General features: G+C 49.3%; 15 protein-coding genes. 6 read left to right on the top strand and 9 right to left on the bottom strand.

Translation table 11 applies throughout. The features are described from left to right. Positions 1-27 precede the first annotated feature (27 nt). The 4 genes from xdhC to guaD are packed head-to-tail and all read right to left on the bottom strand — an operon-like array spanning position 28 to position 5894. Positions 28-798, bottom strand: a complete 771-nt coding sequence (xdhC, locus tag AC0IXI_RS11040; protein ID WP_471682403.1) for a xanthine dehydrogenase accessory protein XdhC — start codon at positions 796-798, stop codon at positions 28-30. Next, positions 795-3080 (bottom strand): xanthine dehydrogenase molybdopterin binding subunit, encoded by a 2286-nt coding sequence (xdhB, locus tag AC0IXI_RS11035; protein ID WP_471683226.1) that lies wholly within the window; start codon positions 3078-3080, stop codon positions 795-797. Before xdhB ends, xdhC begins: the two co-directional genes overlap by 4 nt. Before the next feature lie 49 nt (positions 3081-3129). After that, entirely contained in the window at positions 3130-4566 is a 1437-nt protein-coding gene (gene xdhA / locus AC0IXI_RS11030) for a xanthine dehydrogenase small subunit (RefSeq protein WP_471682402.1), read from the bottom strand. Then, positions 4563-5894 carry a guanine deaminase gene (gene guaD / locus AC0IXI_RS11025; RefSeq protein WP_471682401.1) on the bottom strand — a complete coding sequence of 444 codons (1332 nt, stop codon included), beginning with the start codon at positions 5892-5894 and terminating at the stop codon, positions 4563-4565. Before guaD ends, xdhA begins: the two co-directional genes overlap by 4 nt. A 356-nt stretch (positions 5895-6250) precedes the next feature. Here guaD and ydfG point away from each other — a divergent pair, with 356 nt between their 5' ends. Together ydfG and AC0IXI_RS11015 are read left to right on the top strand one after the other, a co-directional pair. After that, on the top strand, positions 6251-7000 hold the full coding sequence (gene ydfG / locus AC0IXI_RS11020) for a bifunctional NADP-dependent 3-hydroxy acid dehydrogenase/3-hydroxypropionate dehydrogenase YdfG (protein ID WP_064511729.1): 750 nt from the start codon (positions 6251-6253) through the stop codon (positions 6998-7000). 95 nt (positions 7001-7095) lie between these two features. Next, complete coding sequence (locus AC0IXI_RS11015) at positions 7096-7782, top strand: GntR family transcriptional regulator (RefSeq protein ID WP_064511730.1); 687 nt, start codon at positions 7096-7098, stop codon at positions 7780-7782. Between the two features lie 38 nt (positions 7783-7820). On the opposite strand, the gene AC0IXI_RS11010 is transcribed toward AC0IXI_RS11015, so the two are convergent. From AC0IXI_RS11010 to AC0IXI_RS10995, 4 genes are all read right to left on the bottom strand, one after another. Beyond that, positions 7821-9272, bottom strand: coding sequence for a mannitol dehydrogenase family protein (locus tag AC0IXI_RS11010; protein ID WP_413498173.1), 1452 nt, complete (start codon positions 9270-9272; stop codon positions 7821-7823). A 250-nt stretch (positions 9273-9522) separates the two neighbouring features. After that, the gene (locus tag AC0IXI_RS11005) at positions 9523-10857 is read right to left on the bottom strand and encodes an MFS transporter (protein WP_413498172.1); all 1335 of its coding nucleotides are present in this window, start codon (positions 10855-10857) and stop codon (positions 9523-9525) included. A gap of 63 nt (positions 10858-10920) precedes the next feature. Next, positions 10921-12135, bottom strand: a complete 1215-nt coding sequence (gene rspA / locus AC0IXI_RS11000) for a starvation-sensing protein RspA (RefSeq protein ID WP_410370172.1) — start codon at positions 12133-12135, stop codon at positions 10921-10923. 190 nt (positions 12136-12325) lie between these two features. Further along, a complete protein-coding gene (locus tag AC0IXI_RS10995; RefSeq protein ID WP_471682400.1) occupies positions 12326-12652 on the bottom strand; it encodes a YnfA family protein in 327 nt (108 codons plus the stop codon). A 110-nt stretch (positions 12653-12762) separates the two neighbouring features. Here AC0IXI_RS10995 and AC0IXI_RS10990 point away from each other — a divergent pair, with 110 nt between their 5' ends. Both AC0IXI_RS10990 and speG read left to right on the top strand, forming a co-directional pair. After that, on the top strand, positions 12763-13113 hold the full coding sequence (locus AC0IXI_RS10990) for a DUF1283 family protein (RefSeq protein ID WP_424221120.1): 351 nt from the start codon (positions 12763-12765) through the stop codon (positions 13111-13113). Positions 13114-13176: 63 nt separating this feature from the next. Then, entirely contained in the window at positions 13177-13734 is a 558-nt protein-coding gene (gene speG, locus AC0IXI_RS10985) for a spermidine N1-acetyltransferase (protein ID WP_064511739.1), read from the top strand. A 47-nt stretch (positions 13735-13781) separates the two neighbouring features. Here the strand turns inward: speG and AC0IXI_RS10980 are convergent, their stop codons facing one another. Continuing rightward, complete coding sequence (locus AC0IXI_RS10980) at positions 13782-14822, bottom strand: oxidoreductase (protein ID WP_064511740.1); 1041 nt, start codon at positions 14820-14822, stop codon at positions 13782-13784. Positions 14823-15101: 279 nt separating this feature from the next. On the opposite strand from AC0IXI_RS10980, the gene ydgT reads away from it, so the two are divergent. Both ydgT and AC0IXI_RS10970 read left to right on the top strand, forming a co-directional pair. Further along, a complete protein-coding gene (gene ydgT, locus AC0IXI_RS10975; protein WP_064511741.1) occupies positions 15102-15317 on the top strand; it encodes a transcription modulator YdgT in 216 nt (71 codons plus the stop codon). Positions 15318-15410: 93 nt separating this feature from the next. Then, complete coding sequence (locus tag AC0IXI_RS10970; protein WP_064511742.1) at positions 15411-15863, top strand: DUF2569 domain-containing protein; 453 nt, start codon at positions 15411-15413, stop codon at positions 15861-15863. The last annotated feature ends 16 nt before the right edge of the window (positions 15864-15879 follow it).

Below are 15879 nucleotides of genomic sequence, written 5' to 3'. Positions count from 1 at the left end.
CTGCTGACCGCAAAACTAATTTATAGCTCAACTCGCTACCTGATACACAGCAATAATCTCGGCGGCAATCGCCACAGCAATTTCCGCAGGCAGTTTGCCTTTAACATCTGACAGGCCCACCGGGCAACGCAAAGTGCTCAGTTGTTGCTCAGTAATCCCTTTTCCCGAAAGCCGATATTCAAAGCGTTGCCGTTTGGTTTGCGAACCAATCAAGCCCAGATAGCGGTAATCACCGCGTTTAAGTATCGCTTCGGTCAGTTCAAGGTCGCGCGGATGGTGGTGAGTCATCACAATAAAATAGCTTTGCGCAGCCGCCGATTTCACCGCATCCAATGGGTCTTCAGCCTGCCAGGTTGTTACCCCTTTTGGGGCCGCTGAAAACATATCAGGCCGTTCATCCACCCAGGTAATGTGACAGGGTAATGTTGATAATAATGCCACCAGCGCTTGCCCTACATGGCCTGCGCCGAAAACCATGATTTGTGGCTGCTGTTGAATTAGTGGTTCAAACAAAACTGTGGTCATGCCGCCACAACACTGCCCTAGCCGCGCCCCAAGATTAAAATGCTCGGTATGCGGAGCTGTAGCCTGCTTTTCCAGCATCTCACGCGCCATCGCAATGCACTGGAATTCAAGATGCCCGCCTCCGATAGTCAGGAAGCTCTGCTGTCGCCCGACAATCATCTTCGTGCCGCAATTTCTCGGCACGGAGCCTTTGTCAGCCAGCAGCGTGAGTAATACGCACGGTTCGCGGCGCTCGTGAAGCTGCATCAGAACGCTGATCCATTCATCATTCATGGCACCTCCTGACAGCCCCAGAAAACACGTTCTGGTGTTGCGGGTGCATCAAGGCGCGGGTGTTTCTGGTAATCCGTGACACTTGCCACCGCATCCTGCAAGGCGCACCACACTGAAATGCCCAGCATAAACGGTGGTTCACCCACCGCTTTGGAACGGTAAACGGTGTGCTGCGGGTTGGCGTGGTTTTCCAGCAGGCTAACGCGCAGATCGGCGGGTGCGTCGCTGATGGCCGGGATTTTGTAACTCATCGGGCTGTCGGTCAGCAGCCGCCCTTTGTCATCCCACACCAGCTCTTCACAGGTCAGCCAGCCTGCGCCCTGTACAAAGCCGCCTTCGATTTGCCCGATATCCAGCGCCGGGTTTAGCGAATTACCCACATCATGCAAAATGTCGGTGCGTAATAGACGATATTCGCCAGTTAGTGTGTCAATAACTACTTCAGAACACGCCGCACCATATGAGAAGTAATAGAACGGTTGCCCACGCCCGGCGGCGCGATCGTAGTGGATACCCGGTACTTTGTAAAAGCCCGTGGCTGAAAGCGGCACCTGGTTTAGCCACGCAAGATTCGCGATTTCAGTAAAGGTAAAATGGTGGCCAGGAACTTTTACCACGCCATTGCGGAATTCCACCAGGTCAGCGGTGCATTTGTGCAAGCCGCATAGCATTTCCACCAGCCGTTCTTTAATTATCAGCGCCGCAATTTCGGCGGCTTTGCCATTGAGATCAGCACCCGACGATGCCGCCGTTGGCGAGGTATTTGGCACTTTCCCAGTGTTAGTTGCCGTAACCTGAATCTGTTCCACAGGAATTTGCAGCACTTCGGCAACCACCTGCGCCACCTTGGTATTTAACCCCTGTCCCATCTCCGTGCCACCGTGGTTAAGCTGCGCAGTGCCATCGGTATAAATCAGCAACAGTGCACCGGCCTGGTTGAGAAAACTGGAGGTAAAAGAGATGCCAAATTTGACCGGCGTAAGCGCCAGGCCACGTTTTAACACTGGGCTATGGCGGTTGAATTCGCTGATTTGTTCGCGCCTGGAGTGGTAATCAGAGCTCGCTTCAAGCTGGCGGGTGATTTCCGGCATAATGTTGTGTTCAACAGTCTGGTGATAGTGCGTCACGTTACGCTCACTATCGCCGTAGTAATTACGTTTACGCACTTCCAGCGGGTCAAGACCGAGTTCACGAGCAATGTGATCCATAATCTGCTCAATGGCGACCATACCCTGTGGCCCGCCAAACCCTCGATATGCCGTATTGGATGCCAGATTCGTACGACAGCGATACCCCGTTATTCTTGCATCACCCAGATAGTAGGCATTATCGGCATGGAACATTGCGCGATCGCAGATCGATCCTGAAAGATCCAGCGAGTAACCGCAATTGGCCGCCAGATCGATGACTACCCCATTGAGCATCCCTTCATCCGTAAAACCAACATCGTATCGGACAAAAAATGGATGCCGTTTACCGGTGATACGCATATCGTCACGACGTGAAAGGCGCATTTTGGCTGGTCGGCCGGTTAATGCCGCAGCCAGTGCCGCATGGCAGGCAATGCCCGCTGCTTGCGTCTCTTTGCCACCAAAACCACCGCCCATACGGCGCATATCAACAGTGACTTTATTCATCGTTACGCCTAGTACTGACGCCACTAATTTTTGTACTTCAGTGGGGTGCTGAGTCGACGACCAGACCGTAACGCAGCCATCCTCCCCCGGTTGCACCACGGCAATTTGCCCTTCGAGATAAAAGTGCTCCTGCCCACCGATATGAAATTGCCCCTGAATACGATGCCCCGCACCGGCCAACGCTCGGTCTGCGTCACCACGCTGATGAATATGCGGTTCTTGCACATATTGCTCGCGCTGCAATGCTTCTTCGACATCCAGTACCGGCTCAAGAACTTCATATTCAATCACCGCTTTGAGCGCCGCAGCACGCGCCGCCTCGGACGTTTCCGCAGCCACAGTCAGTACAACCTGGCCATGGTATTCAACCAAATCTCTAGCAAATAGTGGGTCGCCATGTGCCAGCGGGCCAATATCCAGCTCGCCGGGTACATCCTGCCAGCTAAAGACTCGCACCACGCCAGCAATGGAGTAACACTCGGTAGTGTCGATTTTGGTAATTCTTGCATGAGCATGCTGGCTAAGAACCGGGCAGAGATACAACATGCCCGGCAATGTCAGCTTGTCGTCAATGTATTCAGCTTTGCCGCTCACATGCTTATCGGCGCTTTCATGTTTACGGCTCTTACCCGCTCCACCACTCATTTCACGTGAAAATTGCTCGATTAATGCCCGCTCTGAAAGGCGCACCGGGTTAGTTGACATAGTTTTGTACCTCCAGCACATAACCGGGTTCGGTTTGTTGCAACAGCAAACGCCTCAGCAGATTTTGCGCAACAGTCAAACGGTAGCGCCCAGAACCGCGGAAATCCGTTAACGGCTGGAAGTCTGCGGCCAGTGCATGACATGCCAGGTCTAATGTTTGCTGGGTGAATGGCAAACCAGAAAGATTTTGCTCAGCACTTTTAGCCCGCGCGGGGACCGCAGCCATGCCGCCAAATGCCAGTTTCACACTTGTCACAACACCATCACTGAAATGCAGGTTAAACGCGCCAAATACCGTCGAAATATCATCATCCATACGCTTTGATATTTTCCACGCGGCAAATGTCGGGGAGATAGCAGCGCGCTCAATCAGCACCGCGCTGATAAATTCGCCTGGCTGCAAAGCGGTTTTACGATAGCTCAGGAAGAACTCATCCAGCGGCACTATGCGCACGGTTTCGCCGCAACGCAGCTCGAGTTGAGCACCCAGAGCCAGTAACATCGGTGCACCATCGCCGATGGGCGAGGCATTCGCCAAATTTCCTACCAGGGTGCCGTGGTTGCGAATTTGCGGAGAGGCAAAACGATCAAGCACTTGTGCAAAAGCCGGAATCAAAGGTTGTAAGACGTCCTGACACGCCTGTAACGTTGCCATCGCACCAATACGAATCTGGCTCTCCGTCACCGTAATCGTCTTAAGTTCGTCAATCTGGTTAAGCCCGATAATCAATGGCAGTGTCTGATACTGCTGGGTAATCGTCAGCGCCAAATCGGTGCCCCCTGCCAGTAATCGTGCCTGAGGGTTTTGTTGATAAAGTACTGCCAATTGGGAAACTGTTTTAGGTAACAGGCAACGGTTGGATTTTGTAAGTTCTCCCACGCCCGTTGATTGCAGCGCTTTTAATCGCGATACAGTTTGCGGCTCAGTGCGAGTGAACTGATCGTGCGTGGTTGTGCAGCTTTGCTGCATGGCGTCAATAATTGGGCGATAGCCAGTACAGCGGCAAAGATTTCCCGCAAGGCTCTTTTCAATCTCATGGCGCTGTGCGGCTGTGTTCGATTTTTGCAGTGCAAATCCCGACATAACAAAACCTGGGGTACAAAAGCCGCACTGTGATGCATGGCAATCGGCCATCGCTTGCTGCACCGGGTGCAATTCATTGCCTTGCGATAGATCTTCCACCGTCAGCAACTGTTTGCCAGCAAGTTGGCTGATGAGCGTGATACAGCCATTTGCCGTCTGGTAGCGCATGTTCTCGCCGTCTACTTGACCGAGAACTACCGTACAAGCACCACAATCACCAGATGCACATCCTTCTTTACTGCCGCAGCGCTGTTCACTGCCGCGCAACCAGTTCAGCACCGTGGTATTCGGGTCCACATCATCAAGGGTTTTTAACGTTTGATTTAGCAAAAATTGAATCATGCCGCGACCTCCAGCGTATCTCGCTGCCACACGCATTTGCCGTTAACCCAGGTGTGCCAGATGTTGCGATCATCACCAAGAGTCATCAGCACGAACAGTTTTTCGTAAATGTCGCGGCTATTTGCGTGGCGCATCTTCTGTAGCGGAGATACAGCCAGGTCGAGAACCACGAAGTCTGCCTCTTTGCCGGGTAAGAAATTGCCAATTTTATCATCGAGATCCAACGCGTGAGCTCCGCCAAGAGTTGCGTGATAAAACGCTTCGCTGGCACACAAACGGTAGCTTTGAAGTTGCGCGACTTTGTACGCCTCAGCCAGTGTTTGCAGCATATTAAAAGTTGTGCCTGCGCCAACATCGGTACCAATACCCATGCGGATCCCTCGGTCATGGCACTGCTTTAAGTTAAACAAACCACTACCGAGAAACAGGTTAGAGGTTGGGCAAAAGGCGATTGCCGATTCGGTTCGATGCAGACAATCCCACTCGCACTCCTGCAAGTGGATGGCGTGCGCAAAGACGCTGCGTTTGCCCGTCAATTGGTACTGGTGATAGACGCCCAAATAGCTTTCGGATTCCGGCCACAGACTTTTTACCCAGGCGACTTCATCGCTGTTCTCACTAAGATGAGTGTGCAGCCAGGTATCGGGAAATTCCTCACGTAACATTTGTACCGCTGCGAGTAATTCAGGTGATGAGGTTGGAGCAAAACGAGGCGTCAGCGCATAGTTCAGCCGCCCTTTTTTGTGCCAGCGTTGAATAAGCTCACGGGTTTGCAGGTAGCTTTGCTCGGGTGTTTCCGTGAGATAGTCCGGCGCGTTACGATCCATCATTACTTTACCGGCAATAAGCCGCATCGAGAGATGTTCCGCCGCGCTAAAAAGCGCATCGACTGATTGCGGATGCACGGTGCCAAATACCAGAGCCGTGGTTGTACCATTACTCAGTAACTGGCTAAGAAAGAAGGCTGACATTTTTGCCGCGTGCGAACTATCCTGATATTGGCTTTCAACCGGGAAGGTATATGTCTGTAGCCATTCCAATAGCTGTTCACCATAGGCACCAATCATTTCAGTTTGCGGATAATGCAGATGGGTATCAACGAAGCCCGGAATAATCAGCTTACCGCGATAATCAATGTAATCATTTTCAGCCAGCAGATGGCTGCGCCCTTCTTCCCACGGTAACAACGCGACGACAGTGCCTTCATTAAGGAACAGCACAGCATCTTCGTGATGACGAGCATTAGCCAGTAATTCCTCGGGATTCGTCCCGGTTTGAGTAATATCGAAAAACTGACCGCGTAGCGCTTGCGTGTAATTAACTGTCATCGCCGTACCTGTAATTGGTTTGTGAAGAATGAGTTAATAGCTGCAATGTTGATGCCATGTTGGAATTTAGATTTAATCATTTTTATAACAGTAGCTTAGGTTACACACTCTCTTGTTGCGCAACATTTATGCAACTTTTCATCATGCAAACGATTGCTCACACCTGCAAACGGTTGCCTGTTGGTATCATGAGCTGGTTTGTTAAAATTTAAGCAATAGCCTGCACCAACAAGTTGCACAGACATGGCCTTGTTGCACCAGTAATGCACAGGTGCTGCCATACTAAAGTTCAATTATCACTAACAGCCTTAGCGTGCTAAGGTATTGCGACATAAAAAGCGTTGAGGAACAGTGAGATGATTATTCTGGTAACCGGCGCCACTGCCGGATTTGGTGAGAGTATTACCCGTCGTTTCGTGCAACAGGGCCATAAAGTGATTGCCACTGGTCGCCGTCATGAACGTCTACAAGAACTTAAAGAAGAATTGGGCGATAGCATCATTACGCTACAACTTGATGTTCGCAATCGCGCGGCTATCGAACAAGCGATGGAGCAATTGCCAGCCGAATGGCGCAATATCGATATTCTGGTCAACAATGCAGGTCTGGCGCTGGGCATGGAGCCTGCACATAAAGCCGACCCGGATGACTGGGAAACGATGATCGATACCAACAATAAAGGTTTGGTCTATATGACTCGCGCCGTGCTGCCTGGCATGGTTGAGCGTAACCGTGGTCATATCATCAATATTGGCTCTACCGCAGGTAGCTGGCCATATGCCGGTGGCAACGTCTATGGCGCGACTAAAGCGTTCGTACGCCAGTTCAGTCTGAACCTGCGTGCAGATCTGCATAAAACCGCTATCCGTGTGACGGATATTGAGCCAGGTCTGGTGGGTGGTACTGAGTTTTCTAACGTGCGTTTTAAAGGCGATGACGGCAAGGTTGAAAAAACCTACGAAAATGCCAATGCGCTGACCGCAGAAGATGTCACTGAAGCTGTCTGGTGGGTTGCCACTCTACCGAAGCACGTCAACATCAACACGCTTGAGATGATGCCTGTTAGCCAGTCGTTTGCAGGACTTAGTGTTCACCGCGAAGGTTAATCACCTGGCCCATACCCACAACGCGCTTCTGGGTATGGGCGATCGTACAAATAAATGTTAAATTTGCACGGCTCATCAACGATAAGAAAAAATTCATGTCACCGTCAAACTTGCTCAACCCCACACAACCTGTAAACCAACAAATCTACCGCATTTTGCGTCGTGATATTGTTCGTTGCTTAATACCGCCTGGAACGCCCCTTTCTGAAAAAGAAGTGTCGATACGTTTTGAAGTATCACGCCAACCGGTGCGCGAAGCATTTATTAAACTGGCTGAAACCGGGCTGGTACAAATTCGCCCGCAGCGTGGCACTTACGTTAATAAAATTTCTGTAAACCAGGTAAAGAATGGTTGTTTCGTCCGTGAAGCAATTGAACGTGCCGTGGTGAAACGTGCAGCGAGTATGGCAACAGATGAACATCTGTATATGCTTGAGCAGTTATTAAACCAGCAACGAACCGCCATTGACCGCAACCAGATGGATGATTTTTTCCAGTTAGACGATGAGTTCCACCAGCAGTTAGCTCTGGTCGCCGATTGTAGCCTGGCGTGGGACACCGTCGAAAATATCAAAGCGACCATGGACCGTGTGCGTTATATGAGCCTAGATCACGTCACACCACCGGAAATGTTGCTTTCACAGCATCACGATATTTTTGAGGCGCTTAAACGCAAAGATGAAGAGAGTGTGGATCAGGCGATGCATCGCCATCTGCATGAGATAAGTCAGTCAATATTGTTGATTCGCAAAGAAAAGCGCGACTGGTTTAGTGAAGAGTAATATCTCGCCCGTTTCCGGGCGAGTTTAGAACTTTATATTTAGAACTTAGCAACCGTCGCTTTCGCGCCGTTTTCACGCAGTGCCAGATAAGATTCAGTAACCTGGGCTACGAATTTGTCGTTAGCAGGTAAATCTTCACCAAAGATTGTTTTCAGCCCCAGCAGAGCTTTAACACGGGTTTCCCCTTCTTGACTTGCGCTAACCGCTTGCTCGATTGCAGACAGCAGCGGGTCACTTACTTCGATTGGATTGCCCTGCTCGTCAACACCGCCAACGTAACGCATCCAACCTGCAACACCCAGTGCCAGCAGATCAAATTTGCTGCCGTTTGCCAGATGCCAGCGAATGGAGTCTAACCAGCGCTGTGGCAGTTTCTGGCTACCATCCATGGCGATTTGCCAGGTACGGTGGCGCAGTGCCGGGTTGGTATAACGTGCAATCAATGAATCGGCATATTTCGCCAGATCAACGCCCTGCACTTTCAGAGTTGGCGCTTGTTCTTGCAGCATTAATGCGTGCGCAGTGCGACGATAGTTCTCATCAAGCATGCATTCAGAAATGTGCTGATAACCCGCCAGGTAGCCGAGGTATGCCAGGAATGAGTGGCTGCCGTTCAACATGCGCAGTTTCATCTCTTCGTATGGCAGAACATCTTTAACCAGTTCAGCACCCGCTTTTTCCCACTCAGGACGGCCAGCAACGAAGTTATCTTCGATGACCCACTGGCGGAATGGTTCGCATGCGATAGCCACAGGGTCAGCTACACCGGTCGCTTTTGCAACTTGCTCCAGTGTTTCTGCGGTCGCGGCTGGAACGATACGGTCAACCATAGTGGATGGGAATGTAACGTGAGTTTCAATCCATGCCGCCAGTTCTGGGTCAATCGCCTGCGCGTATGCGGTGATAACGTTACGGGTGACGTGGCCGTTTTCAGGCATGTTGTCGCAAGACATGACGCTAAACGCAGGCAGACCTGCCGCTTTGCGGCGAGCCAGTGCTTCAACAATTACACCCGGTGCAGATTTCGGCTGCTGTGGATTGGCCAGGTCGTGAGCAATTAATGGATGATCCAGCAAGATAGTGCCGGTTGCCGGAGTATGGCAGTAGCCTTTTTCAGTCACGGTTAATGAGACAATCGCAACTTCAGGTTGAGTCATTGCGGTAAATACCGCTTCCAGGCCATCAACCTGTGCGTGGATAGCCTCTTTCACCACACCGACAACGCGGCAATGCCATGCGTCGGCAGACATTTCAGCCACGCTATAAAGGTTGTCTTGCTGTTTCAAATCAGCAATTTGCTGCTCGCCACCAATCAGGTTGACTTCGCAGTAACCCCAGTCGCTACCATGTTCATTTGCCAGGATATCGGCGTAAACCGCCTGATGAGCGCGATGGAATGCACCGAATCCCAGATGAACGATACGGGATACCAGTTTGCTACGGTCGTATTGTGGGAGAATAGCTTTTGCAGATAAGAGCTTGTTTTCCATTTTAAAACTCGCTGAGTAGTGAACTTGGGGACTGCCACAGACTACCTGACATGGTAGTCTGCATATTGATTTGCATTAAACTTTAGTGCTTTTGGTATGACACAACAAGAAAGGTGTATAACAACTCACATTTTATCTATTCGGACAGTACATTCCTGGTTGCTCGATGCAGCAGGATGCGCCAACTGAGGCGTCAATCTTGAATGTACTGGATACATGAGAAAGCCGGACGAAAGCCCGGCCTAATGAATTAATGCTTTTGCCATTCCTGATATTCTTTTTTCAGCCGTAGTGGTGCGGTTTCTGGCATAAGAATCAAACCAATAATTGAAATGATTCCCAAAATAATGACATAAGTCGCCAGACCGTAATAATGCCCACCTGTCATTTGCAGTATCTTCACAGCTACCAACCCAAGGATGCCGCTACCAATTAATGAGCCAACCTGCCAAATTAATGCAATACCACTACAGCGAATATGCGTTGGAAATAGTTCAGGGAAGAAGGAGGCTTGTGGCGCATAACACATACTGTGTCCGAGGCTAAGGACAATGATCATCACAATCTGCGTTAACCAAAAGCTATCCTGATTAATAGCAAGGAAGAATGGAACAATCATAATAACCTGGAGTAGCGCACCGAAAATATAAACGGGTTTACGACCCACCCTGTCACATAACGCTCCCATTAATGGAATGGCCAGAATTTCAAGAATTACAGCTACTATCATTGTTTCCATAAGGATATTGGCGTCAAGATTGTTCGCTTTCCCATAAGCAAGAACAATCACGGTGAACATTGCAAAGGTACAAGCCTCAATAAGTTTGGCGCAAACCCCCTTAACAACGATACCTGGAAAATCCCTAATCACTTCTACCAGGGGGCGGGACTCTTCGGCTTTCGTCTCACGAATTTGTGCAAAAACTGGTGATTCGTCAATTTTGAGACGAATAAATAAACCAACGATCACGAGTAACAAACTCAGTAAGAAAGGTATACGCCACCCGTAATCCATCATGTCTTCGGGAGAAAGTGTGGCATTTAATACAGCAAATAGAGCTAGTGGGAGTAAAAAACCGACTGGCGCACCAATTTGTACCCAACTAGCAAAAAAGCCGCGCTTTTCAGGAGCAGAGTATTCAGCGGTCATTAGAACTGCCCCGGCTTGTTCACCTCCAACGCCAAAACCTTGTAAAACGCGGATGAGAATAAGCAAAATAGGTGCCCAAATACCTATTTTTTCATATGTCGGCAACAAGCCGATGCAAAAAGTCCCCAGCCCGACGATTAGAATCGTAATTACTAATGCTTTCTTCCGCCCGACTTTGTCACCAATATGCCCAAAAACAATGCCACCTAATGGGCGAGCTAAGAATCCAACCGCATAAGTCGCAAATGCCGCTAATGTGCTAATTAATGGGTCTTCACTTGGGAAGAATAAATGTCCAAAAAAGAGTACTGCTGCTGTGCCATAGGCAAAAAAATCGTAATATTCAGCGGCGGTACCTATCGCTGATGCTGATGCGACACGTCGAATGATCGGCGTATTATCTGTTTCATTTTTCATATCAACTAGACTGGTCATATAAACGTAACCTTTATTTGTAGGGCTGACATCGAAACCATCTCTGGCGTATTTATTCTTGGATTACCAATTCCACAAAGTGCCATCCTCTAAGCGAGCAACAGGCAAATAAGCGGGTTCGTAGGGATATTTCGCTGCCAGTTTTTCATCGAACTCAATACCAATACCTGGCTTATCACCTGGGTGCATATAACCGTTATCGAACGTCCAGTTATGCGGGAATACCTCCAGCATTTGCTCGGAATAACCCATATATTCTTGCACGCCAAAATTAGGCACCCATAAATCAAAGTGCAGTGCGGCGGCCATGCAGACAGGTGAAAGGTCAGATGGCCCGTGTGAACCCGTGCGCACCTGGTAGAGCGAAGCAAAATCAGCAATGCGACGCATGCCCGTAATACCGCCGGCATGGGTAATGGTTGTGCGGATATAATCGATGAGCTGCTCTTCAATAAGCTGTTTGCAGTCCCAGATACTGTTGAACACTTCACCTACAGCAATTGGCGTGACGGTGTGTTGGCGAATCAGACGGAAACATTCCTGGTTTTCGGCTGGAGTTGGGTCTTCCATCCAGAACAGTCGGTGATCTTCAATACTTTTACCAAAGCGCGCGGCTTCAATTGGCGTCAAGCGGTGATGCATGTCGTGGAGTAAGTGTTCGTTGAAACCAAATTTGCTGCGTACGGCATCGAACAGCTTCGGCGTGAAGTCGAGATATTTTTCCGTCGACCATAACTGTTCTTCTGGCCAGTCGCCTTTGGTTGCCGGTTCGTAAGACAGCCCTTTGCCTTTTGCCATGCCGTAGGTGGTTTTCATGCCCGGAACGCCACACTGCACGCGTATTGCTTTGAAGCCCATTTCTTTATGGCGGGCGTAATCTTCCAGCACATCATCGATAGAATGGCCGGTGGTGTGGCAATAGACCATAACGCCTTCACGCGATGCCCCACCGAGCAACTGATATAACGGCATGCCAGCGGCTTTAGCTTTGATATCCCACAGCGCCACGTCGACTGCTGAAATCGCGGACATAGTCACTGGCCCGCGGCGCCAGTAAGCACCTTTATAGAAGAACTGCCAGATATCTTCGATACGATGCGCATCACGGCCAATTAGCTGTGGGCAAACGTGATCTTTTAGATACGAGGCAACCGGTAGTTCACGGCCATTTAAGGTGGCATCACCCAAGCCTGTTAAACCATCGTCCGTGGTGATTTTTAGCGTGACAAAGTTTCGCCCTGGGCAAGTGACAAATACTTCTGCTTTTACAATTTTCATTCAGGTTCCCTTACTACACATCAGATAATTGGTATTCAATGAGTGTGAAATTAACCTTTGAAATACTACCATACAAGTATGTAGATCGCATTTTGGCGGACTGAGTCACAATTATTTTGTGACTCTTGCAATGAGTTACATCAGAGATGTGGGGGGAATTGAGTGATTTTTAGAGAAAAAGAGGAGCTAATCAGCCCCGGCTCCAGCCAGCAACAATGATCAACATGCCGCAGAATGCCACTGTGGCACCTATCCAGTCATAAGTACTTAATTTGACGCCATCCACCCAACGTAACCACAGTAAGGCGGTCACAACGTACACCCCGCCGTATGCGGCATAAACGCGCCCACTGGCTGCTGGGTGTAGGGTTAGCAACCAGACAAATATCGCAAGAGAGAAGGCGGCGGGAATCAACAATAGTGGAGAACCTTCACGTTTTAGCCACAGCCACGGTAAAAAGCAGCCAATGATTTCAGCAAGAGCGGTGGCAAAAAAAAGCAAGGTTGTTTTGATCATATTGAACAATCTCTGGGATAATGAGGTCAATAATGGGTCGTCTGGTACGCACCCCACTTCATAATTTATTTACTTTAATAAGTCGGGCTTCACCCTAAAAGGAAACAGCAATGAACACAATCCTTCGCAAACGTCTCACCATGGCAACACTGCCATTGGCGTTGCTGCTGAGTGCATTTGCGTTTGTTCAACCACTCCATGCTCAGACCAATAAGCTGATCATTGAATCTGGTGACAATGCGCAGACTCGCCAGGATGCGGCGATGGACAAAGAGCAATGGAATGACACACGCTCTCTGCGCCAAAAAGTGAACAAACGTGCCGAAAAAGAGTGGGACAAAACCGACACGGCTTTTGATGCCCGCGATAATTGCCAGAAAAGTGCTAACGTTAACGCTTACTGGGAACCTAACACCCTACGTTGCCTGGACCGCCGCACTGGTCGAACTATTGCACCCTAATTTTGTACTGTTACCCAATAAGGCTTCTTAACGGGAGCCTTATTCACTTTGAAAGGAATTCAAATGAGCCACGAGCTACAAATCAAGCTTCGCCCACTGGAGCGCGAAGATCTCCGCTTCGTCCATCAACTGGACAACAACGCAAGCGTGATGCGCTATTGGTTTGAAGAGCCCTATGAAGCGTTTGTCGAGCTGTCGGACCTTTATGACAAACATATTCACGATCAAAGTGAGCGTCGTTTTGTTATCGAGTGTAACGGCGAAAAAGCAGGTCTGGTCGAACTGGTTGAAATTAACCATGTTCACCGCCGCGCTGAATTTCAGATAATTATCTCACCGGATTATCAGGGCAAAGGGCTGGCGACTCGCGCCGCTAAACTCGCCATGGATTACGGCTTTATGGTGTTGAATCTGTACAAGCTGTATTTGATTGTTGATAAAGAAAATGAAAAAGCCGTGCACATCTATAAGAAGCTGGGCTTTATGGTAGAAGGTGAATTAATCCATGAATTCTTTATCAATGGCGAATACCGCAACACCATTCGTATGTGTATTTTCCAGCATCAATATCTGGCCGAACACAAAAGTAGTGGCACTATTTTAAAACCGACTGCGCAGTAATCAATGTGGTGGATGTTGCTTACGCTAATCCACCCTACAAATCTCCGTTACGCCAGATTCAACGTTGCGCGGTGTTTCGCAGATTCCATACCCAGCTCGATCATTTCCATGACCTGAATCGCCTGCGCCGCAGGAACCGGATTCTCTCCGTGTCCGGTCAGTGCATCACGAATCCCCGCATAGTAAGCCGGATAATTACCCGGAACCGTCAGCAATGTTTGCTCGGTCATCACCTCACCTTGCGCTAACGTTAATACGCCATCACGCATATCATACCCCCAATCCTCTTGCGGCAAACGTTCGCCAGATTTAAGGCGATCTTCCTGCGGATCCAAACCATATTTGATATAGCTGCCGCGCGTACCATGGACGATATAGCGAGCAGTTTCTGCCGCAGCAAGCAAAGTGCCATGCAGCACGACACGACGCTGTGGATAGGCCAGCACAGCATGGAAGTAGTCCGTTGCTTGCGCGCCTGGACGCAACTGACCCAAATCCACGGTCAGACTAACCGGTAGCCCGAAAAGATTCAGCGCCTGATCGATAAGATGTGGCCCTAAATCGTACCAAATCCCGCTCCCAACACCCGCCTGTTCACGCCAGCGATTACGTACCTGTGGGCGGAAGCGGTCAAAATGCGACTCAAAGTACGCGACCTCACCTAGCGTCCCATCTGCCAGTAACGTTTTCAGCGTTAAGAAATCGCTGTCCCAACGGCGATTGTGGAACACTGAAAGCAATAAGCCGCAGCTTTTAGCCAGTGCATCAAGTTCACGCGCTTGTGACAACGTCACGGTAAAGGGTTTATCGACAACGACATGTTTACCGGCTTCCAGCGCTGCTTTAGCCAGCGGGAAGTGCGTATCGTTTGGGGTCGGAATAACAATTAAATCGATATTTGGGTCATTAAACAGATGATGAGGATCAGAGACTACCGGCATATTTGGCCAGTCAGCATGAACTTTCGTGGCATCGCTGCTGGAAACCCCGGCCAGAACCATACCCGGCGTGCCCACAATTAAGGGGGCATGAAACGTCTTGCTGGCGTAACCGTAACCGATTAATCCAACACGAATGTTATCACTCATTTTCTTTCCTCAAATTTTTGGACAACCTATTGGATACTATCCTGGAGATTGTAACAACAGGTAATTATATTGTTGCGTTCTGGTTGCGTGTTCATCAGCCGACCGTCTTATTGCCAGCGTTCCTGGGCTCAGTTATGCCATTAACCTGCTCATGAAAACTCCTAAAAAATCAATCAGGAGCATTAGGTTATATATATGAATGAGCATTTCCGTTTACTATTCACGCACACCCTACGCACAGCGTGCCCTGTTCATTTACTGCATGGATAACTACACCTCATGACTGCTCTCGATTATTTAATGAAATTTCGTAAAATCAGCTCGCCTGAAAGCCTTGAAAAACTCTTCGACCATCTTAATTACACCCTGACTGATAATACTGACCTGATGAATATGTATCGCGCGGCCGATCACCGTCGTGCTGAATTAGTTTCTGGGGGGCGGTTGTTTGATTTAGGTTGTGTGCCAAAATCCGTCTGGCGATATGTTGTCTAGTGCCGCGACGGTAGCAAAGTGTTGAAAAAACCTTATAATCCCCCCGCCTTATGAATCGCATAAGGAAAGTCTTATTATTTTTCGGGAGGAAACATGGCGACTACCCAAGTCTCTACGCAGGCACCACGTATTGCAGGCTGGCTCCTGGCCCCTCTCGCATGGCTATTAATGACCTTACTCAGCAGCAGTATTGCTCTGGCCATTTATCTTATGATGCTTATCTCCCCAGAAAGCCATCGACTTATGAGCGCACAAGGCCCCAAAATGGTCGTGCTCTGGTACACCTCTATCGCCTGTGCGATTGCCATGTGGGGTTATACCGTGTGGTTGACTATCGCCTTCTTCAAACGCCGTAAGAATGTGGTACGTCATTATATTCTTTGGTTATTGCTGTCGGTGTTGTTGGCGATTAAAACCTTCGCGTTTTCCCCAGTGAGTGACGATCTGGCATTACGTCAGCTAATGTTCCCTCTGTTGGCTGCAGCCTTGCTGGTTCCTTACCTCAAACGCTCGCAACGCGTGAAGCAAACATTTATTAAGCCTTAATTACGCGGTAATAACC

It is taken from the genome of Buttiauxella sp. AC038 (genome assembly GCF_979253565.1).
Note: the sequence above shows the minus strand (reverse complement) of the source record. Positions and strands in the feature narration are given on the sequence as shown.

What these genes read in the sequence shown, in the direction of transcription:
- rspA (WP_410370172.1), bottom strand. Translation starts at nt 12,135, where the DNA reads ATGAAAATTGTAAAAGCAGAAGTATTTGTCACTTGCCCAGGGCGAAAC.
- AC0IXI_RS10980 (WP_064511740.1), bottom strand. Translation starts at nt 14,822, where the DNA reads ATGAGTGATAACATTCGTGTTGGATTAATCGGTTACGGTTACGCCAGC.
- speG (WP_064511739.1), top strand. Translation starts at nt 13,177, where the DNA reads ATGAGCCACGAGCTACAAATCAAGCTTCGCCCACTGGAGCGCGAAGAT.
- xdhB (WP_471683226.1), bottom strand. Translation starts at nt 3,080, where the DNA reads ATGAGTGGTGGAGCGGGTAAGAGCCGTAAACATGAAAGCGCCGATAAG.
- AC0IXI_RS11005 (WP_413498172.1), bottom strand. Translation starts at nt 10,857, where the DNA reads ATGACCAGTCTAGTTGATATGAAAAATGAAACAGATAATACGCCGATC.
- AC0IXI_RS10995 (WP_471682400.1), bottom strand. Translation starts at nt 12,652, where the DNA reads ATGATCAAAACAACCTTGCTTTTTTTTGCCACCGCTCTTGCTGAAATC.
- AC0IXI_RS10990 (WP_424221120.1), top strand. Translation starts at nt 12,763, where the DNA reads ATGAACACAATCCTTCGCAAACGTCTCACCATGGCAACACTGCCATTG.
- xdhA (WP_471682402.1), bottom strand. Translation starts at nt 4,566, where the DNA reads ATGATTCAATTTTTGCTAAATCAAACGTTAAAAACCCTTGATGATGTG.
- xdhC (WP_471682403.1), bottom strand. Translation starts at nt 798, where the DNA reads ATGAATGATGAATGGATCAGCGTTCTGATGCAGCTTCACGAGCGCCGC.
- AC0IXI_RS10970 (WP_064511742.1), top strand. Translation starts at nt 15,411, where the DNA reads ATGGCGACTACCCAAGTCTCTACGCAGGCACCACGTATTGCAGGCTGG.
- guaD (WP_471682401.1), bottom strand. Translation starts at nt 5,894, where the DNA reads ATGACAGTTAATTACACGCAAGCGCTACGCGGTCAGTTTTTCGATATT.
- AC0IXI_RS11015 (WP_064511730.1), top strand. Translation starts at nt 7,096, where the DNA reads ATGTCACCGTCAAACTTGCTCAACCCCACACAACCTGTAAACCAACAA.
- AC0IXI_RS11010 (WP_413498173.1), bottom strand. Translation starts at nt 9,272, where the DNA reads ATGGAAAACAAGCTCTTATCTGCAAAAGCTATTCTCCCACAATACGAC.
- ydfG (WP_064511729.1), top strand. Translation starts at nt 6,251, where the DNA reads ATGATTATTCTGGTAACCGGCGCCACTGCCGGATTTGGTGAGAGTATT.
- ydgT (WP_064511741.1), top strand. Translation starts at nt 15,102, where the DNA reads ATGACTGCTCTCGATTATTTAATGAAATTTCGTAAAATCAGCTCGCCT.